This is a genomic window from Eudoraea sp., assembly GCF_049665975.1.
In the GTDB taxonomy this organism is placed as follows: Bacteria; Bacteroidota; Bacteroidia; order Flavobacteriales; family Flavobacteriaceae; genus Eudoraea.
On record NZ_JBATGR010000234.1, the window covers coordinates 1 to 5,694 of the forward strand.

A 5,694-nucleotide genomic window follows, 5' to 3' on the forward strand; every position below is an offset into this window, starting at 1 on the left:
TAATGGGTCTTTTACCCAAATTAGCGGGAAACTCGCTCTGGGTTACAGAATTAAAGGCAACAAGAAGTCTTTTTAAGAAAAAAACATTAAGCCCATAAGTATTTACGGAAGTTGATAATCATATAAATTTAATATAATTTTGAATGGTTAAATTTAAAATATTTTGGATGATAATACTTGTTTTAAAATATAACTGCAATACAAAAAATATACTTTATTCCATACTCCTTTTTAGCATTTTGGCGATGTCGTCGTGCAAGGAGCAACCCAAAGAAAGTGAATCCGTTGAAGAGCTTACTGCCACCAATTATCTTGAAGAATCAGAACAATCCTTTGACGAACGGATGCAATGGTGGCGCGATGCCCGTTTTGGAATGTTTATCCATTGGGGCCCTTATTCCGTGCCCGCCGGAGTTCATAATGGTAAAGAAGTGGATAATATCGGAGAATGGATAATGAACAGTGCCCAAATTCCCATATCTGAGTATGAAGAGTATGCAAAGCAGTTCAATCCACAGAAATTCGATGCAAAAAAATGGGCTCGGACAATGAAAGAAGCAGGCATGAAATATGTGGTGATCACTTCCAAACACCATGATGGTTTTGGCCTATGGGATTCAAAAGTATCTGATTATGACATTGTAGATTTCTCTCCATATGGCCAGGATATTTTAAAGGCACTTTCTGACGCCTGCGAAGAGGAGGGCATCAGGTTTGGAGTTTACCATTCCATAATGGACTGGCACCACCCACAAGCTCAGGGGCTTAACTATCCGGAATACAACACACAGGATTCACTTAAGATGAATCCCCAATTTCCGGAGTATTACACTAACTATTTAAAGCCACAAGTAACAGAACTTATGGAAAACTACAACCCTGAAATTATATGGTTCGATGGGGAATGGATACCCGAATATACACATGAAATGGGGCAGGAAATGTACCAATATCTCAGAGCGTTGAAACCAAGTGTAATCATCAATAATCGGGTTGATAAAGGAAGACGGGGAATGCAGGGCATGAATAAGGAAGATGATGAGTATGCCGGTGATTTTGGCACTCCGGAGCAAGAGATTTTACAGGGGACTGCCAATGTTGATTGGGAGTCCTGTATGACTATGAACGATACATGGGGCTATAAATTGAACGACCATAACTGGAAATCTGCAGAGGTATTGATACATAATTTGATAGATGTAGCATCAAAGGGGGGCAACTATCTATTAAATGTCGGACCCACTTCCGAAGGTGAAATTCCTGAACCTAGTATGGAAAGACTACAGGAGATAGGAAACTGGCTTCATACCAATGGTGAAGTGGTATATGGAACAGAAAAACTAAAAGAACATTTTAAACAAGGTGATAGCATACGCTTTACAAAAAAAAGAGAAGAACAGATTATTTATGCCATTTCTTTAAAAGCGCCAAAAAAGGATCTTGTTCTAAAATACGTAAAACCTGAGGACGGCAGCAAAATAATACTAATAGGATATGATACCGCTCTTAATTACACGTATTCAGAAGAGGAAGGACTTATAATAAATATCCCTGAAGATGCCCTCAGTGCAACTGGCAGCAAATATGCATGGGGCTTTAAAATAAATGGTATTGAGAGAATTATAAAATAAACCCTCGTTTAATTGTACAAATAAAAGTCTAATAATTGTTTAACTTACCAGACTTTCCCTGCTCCCTACTTCTATGATTGGCAAGGTACCAAATTAACCTTTTACATAAATTTATCAAACATATGGGATCTTTCGGTATCAGAATGCGCCGGATCATGATGTAACAACAACTGGTTTTTGGCCTCCAGCTGATTAATATTTAATTTAAACAGAGGGCAGATCTCTTTCTGATTTGTTTTCACTCTTTAAGCTTTATGATTTTTATCATAGAATAGCTTTTCAGTTAGTCCCAATTTTACTTCTTTATCAATAAACTCCTATAGAAAAATTCTACATGTCCTTAAAAATTATGCCTCCCAAAAGAAAAACTTATTCCCAAGAAGAAGCGTATCAAGCTAGTTTAACCTATTTTGAAGGAGACGATCTTGCCGCAAGAGTCTGGATAAGCAAGTATGCCCTCAAAGATTCGGAGGGAAATCTCTATGAGATTAATCCGAATGATATGCATAGAAGGATAGCAAAAGAAATAGCTCGTGTAGAACAAAAATATCCCAATCCACTTACCGAAGCAGAGATTTTTGATCTGATTAAAAACTTCAAATATATTGTTCCACAAGGAAGTCCTATGGCAGGTATCGGAAATCCATTTCAAATTGCATCATTATCCAACTGTTTTGTGATTGGTAATGAAGGTAATTCTGATTCCTATGGAGGCATTATGAAAATTGACCAGGAACAGGTACAATTAATGAAACGACGTGGCGGTGTTGGCCATGACCTATCCCACATCAGGCCAAAAGGAACAGCGGTTAAAAATTCCGCTTTAACCTCAACGGGCCTCGTGCCATTTATGGAGCGCTATTCTAATTCTACGCGCGAGGTAGCACAGGATGGCCGTCGGGGAGCTTTAATGTTATCGGTTTCAATTAACCATCCGGATGCTGAAGATTTTATCGACGCTAAAATGGAACAGGGAAAAGTCACCGCAGCCAATGTATCTGTTCGGATTGATGATAATTTTATGAAAGCTGTTGAAAGCAACAATCCATATATCCAAAAGTTCCCGGTTCACAGTGATACGCCAAAGGTTTCAAAAGCCATAGATGCCAATACCTTATGGAATAAAATTGTTCATAATGCCTGGCAATCTGCAGAACCTGGAATCTTATTCTGGGACACAATTATTAAAGAGTCGGTACCTGATTGTTATGCCGACCTTGGTTATAAAACAGTCTCTACCAACCCTTGCGGGGAAATCCCGTTATGCCCATATGACTCCTGTAGATTATTGGCCATCAACCTATTCTCTTACGTGGAAGACCCATTCAGGAGTACTGCGAACTTTAACTTCACTTTATTCAAAAAACATATCCCCGCCGCCCAACGCATCATGGACGATATCATTGACCTGGAACTTGAAAAAATAAATATCATTTTAGGAAAAATAAAATCGGATCCGGAATTAGAGCAAACTAAAGCTGCGGAGGTACAATTATGGGAAAAAATTAAAGAGAAAGCAATAGAGGGCAGGCGAACAGGAATTGGTATCACCGCTGAAGGAGATATGCTAGCCGCATTGGGGTTGCGATATGGAAGTACCGAAGCGAATGAATTTTCAATTGAAGTACATAAAACACTTGCGTTGGAGGCCTATAGAGCATCCGTTCATACTGCCAAAGATCGTGGAGCCTTTGAAATTTACGACGCTAATAGAGAAAAAGAAAACCCCTTTATTCTTCGAATAAAAGAAGCTGATGAAAAATTATATTACGAAATGCTGGAATACGGACGAAGAAATATTGCCTTATTGACTATTGCCCCCACCGGCACAACAAGTTTAATGACCCAAACTACTTCTGGTATTGAACCCGTATTTCTCCCGGTATACAAACGCAGGAGAAAAGTTAATCCCAACGATAAGGATAGTAAGGTAGCTTTTATTGATGAAGTGGGTGATTCATGGGAAGAATACGTGGTGTTTCACCATAGGTTTAAACAATGGATGAGCGTAAATGGATTGGATACTGAAAAAAAATACACTCAGGAAGAGCTCGATAAAATTGTGGCCATATCCCCTTATTATAAAGCTACTTCAAATGATATAGATTGGCTGAGTAAAGTTCGTTTACAAGGCGCCGTTCAGAAGTGGGTGGACCATTCTATAAGTGTTACTATAAATCTTCCCAATGAAGTCTCAGAAAAGATGGTAGGCAAGTTGTATATGGAAGCATGGAAAGCCGGCTGTAAAGGAGTTACTGTGTATCGTGACGGATCAAGATCAGGGGTACTGATATCTAATGAAAGTGAGACTGAAGAAACGCTTACTGTCTTTCCTATCAAACGCCCTCAGGTTCTGGAGGCAGATGTAGTACGTTTTCAAAACAACAAGGAAAAATGGATTGCTTTTATTGGTTTAATTGATGAGCAACCCTATGAAATTTTTACAGGACTGGCAGACGATGAAGACGGAATTTTAATCCCCCGCTGGGTAAATGATGGTTTGATTATTAAGAATAGGGATGAAGATGGTACCTCCCGTTATGATTTTCAATACAAAAACAAAAGGGGTTATAAAACAACTATTGAAGGCCTTTCACATAAGTTCAATCCGGAATATTGGAACTACGCTAAACTTATATCCAGCACATTACGACATGGTATGCCCATTGTAAAAGTTGTTGACCTCATCAACAGTCTTCACCTGGAAGGCGAATCACTAAATACCTGGAAAAATGGGGTCGCCCGTGCCTTAAAAGGATTTGTTACCGACGGTACCGAGGCAAAGGGTCAAAAATGCGATAGTTGCAAATCCGTTAATTTAATTTATCAGGAAGGATGTCTAACCTGTAAGGATTGCGGTTCATCCAAATGTGGCTAAATTATTGCCAAAAAGAAACTTTGTAAAACAAAAAGGTCCGGTAAAATACCGGACTTTTATCTCTGTTTTACTATAAAGCAGAACTTCAGCAAAGTAGAACTATCGTTCACTTTACTATCCTTTAAGCGTTCATTTTACAGTGATGAAGTGAGCTTGCACTACTTCATCGCGCTCTTTTTCATTAGTTACAACTAGCCCCCAATAATTCAAAGGCAGCTATAAATTGATCAAAAGTGACCCCCTCTAAGTCTTCTGTTTGCTCTACTCCGGCAGTTGTTATGGTTACAGTCCCATCTCCGTTGTCACAATATTCACTTACAACTTCTTGATCCATAATCATAAGGGAACATGTTTCACAGCTATCAATTATCTCATCGTTATCATCATTCCCACAAGCAGTAAATCCAAGTACTCCTATGGCTAAAATTGCGATCTTAATTCTTTTCATAACATTATTTATTTTAAAATTTGGGGTAAATTGTGATATTTCCTCTTGTCATAACCATAAAATGGATGATATATTATATCTGGCAGTGGATATCACAAAAAAAATCCAACATTTCTTACAAACTTTTATCTCTATATCCAAGGTTTATAAAGCACGGATACATAAACTTTACGACATTCATTTTACGTCAAAAATAGAGATCGTTGTAAACGTGGTTGTAGATGTTAGAAACAAAAAAACGACCCAATTTTTTGGATGACTCAGGCTATCTTAGATAACTGACTTTTTGAAGTGCTTCTCGTTTTTCCTGCATTATGATTTCGTATTCTTTGTTCCAGATTGGTTGTAAATCCACGATAAAGTAGAAGGTCCCTTTGGCTTTGAAGGACATATATACAGTAAGGAAGAATCATTCTGGAAAGTAGTCTTATATACTGAAACAGAGGTGCACGCAAATATAAAAATAAAAGCCCATGGAAATTCCATGGGCTTTTTGACTATCTGGCACTGCAGCAGAACTAAGTTCACTACAGAGCCAAGTAGTGAACTTTGCTCTACTATTTGGCTCCTCCTCTTGGGCTTCCTCCTTTGTTCGCCAAGGCGAACTACGGCGGATAAACTTCTCGCCTAAGTTTTCATACGAAAAAAGCCACGCACTTTCGTGAATGGCTTTGGTATTGCGATGAAGTGAGCTCCGCTCTACTTCGGTGCTCCTCCTCTTGGGCTCGAACCAAGGA

Annotated in this window: 4 protein-coding genes; 2 read left to right on the forward strand and 2 right to left on the reverse strand. The window is 38.7% G+C overall.

From position 1 onward, the window contains the following. Positions 1 to 245 precede the first annotated feature (245 nt). Both WBN20_RS08730 and WBN20_RS08735 read left to right on the forward strand, forming a co-directional pair. Positions 246 to 1,631, forward strand: coding sequence for an alpha-L-fucosidase (locus tag WBN20_RS08730; protein ID WP_424281405.1), 1,386 nt, complete (start codon positions 246 to 248; stop codon positions 1,629 to 1,631). Between the two features lie 334 nt (positions 1,632 to 1,965). Continuing rightward, positions 1,966 to 4,509, forward strand: coding sequence for an adenosylcobalamin-dependent ribonucleoside-diphosphate reductase (locus WBN20_RS08735; RefSeq protein ID WP_424281406.1), 2,544 nt, complete (start codon positions 1,966 to 1,968; stop codon positions 4,507 to 4,509). Between the two features lie 181 nt (positions 4,510 to 4,690). On the opposite strand, the gene WBN20_RS08740 is transcribed toward WBN20_RS08735, so the two are convergent. After that, entirely contained in the window at positions 4,691 to 4,957 is a 267-nt protein-coding gene (locus WBN20_RS08740; protein ID WP_424281407.1) for a hypothetical protein, read from the reverse strand. A 260-nt stretch (positions 4,958 to 5,217) separates the two neighbouring features. Beyond that, positions 5,218 to 5,370, reverse strand: a complete 153-nt coding sequence (locus WBN20_RS08745) for a GIY-YIG nuclease family protein (protein WP_424281408.1) — start codon at positions 5,368 to 5,370, stop codon at positions 5,218 to 5,220. Between the last annotated feature and the right edge of the window lie 324 nt (positions 5,371 to 5,694).

Coding starts and splice junctions, on each gene's coding strand:
- WBN20_RS08735 (WP_424281406.1), top strand. CDS start 1,966: ATGTCCTTAAAAATTATGCCTCCCAAAAGAAAAACTTATTCCCAAGAA.
- WBN20_RS08740 (WP_424281407.1), bottom strand. CDS start 4,957: ATGAAAAGAATTAAGATCGCAATTTTAGCCATAGGAGTACTTGGATTT.
- WBN20_RS08730 (WP_424281405.1), top strand. CDS start 246: ATGTCGTCGTGCAAGGAGCAACCCAAAGAAAGTGAATCCGTTGAAGAG.
- WBN20_RS08745 (WP_424281408.1), bottom strand. CDS start 5,370: ATGATTCTTCCTTACTGTATATATGTCCTTCAAAGCCAAAGGGACCTT.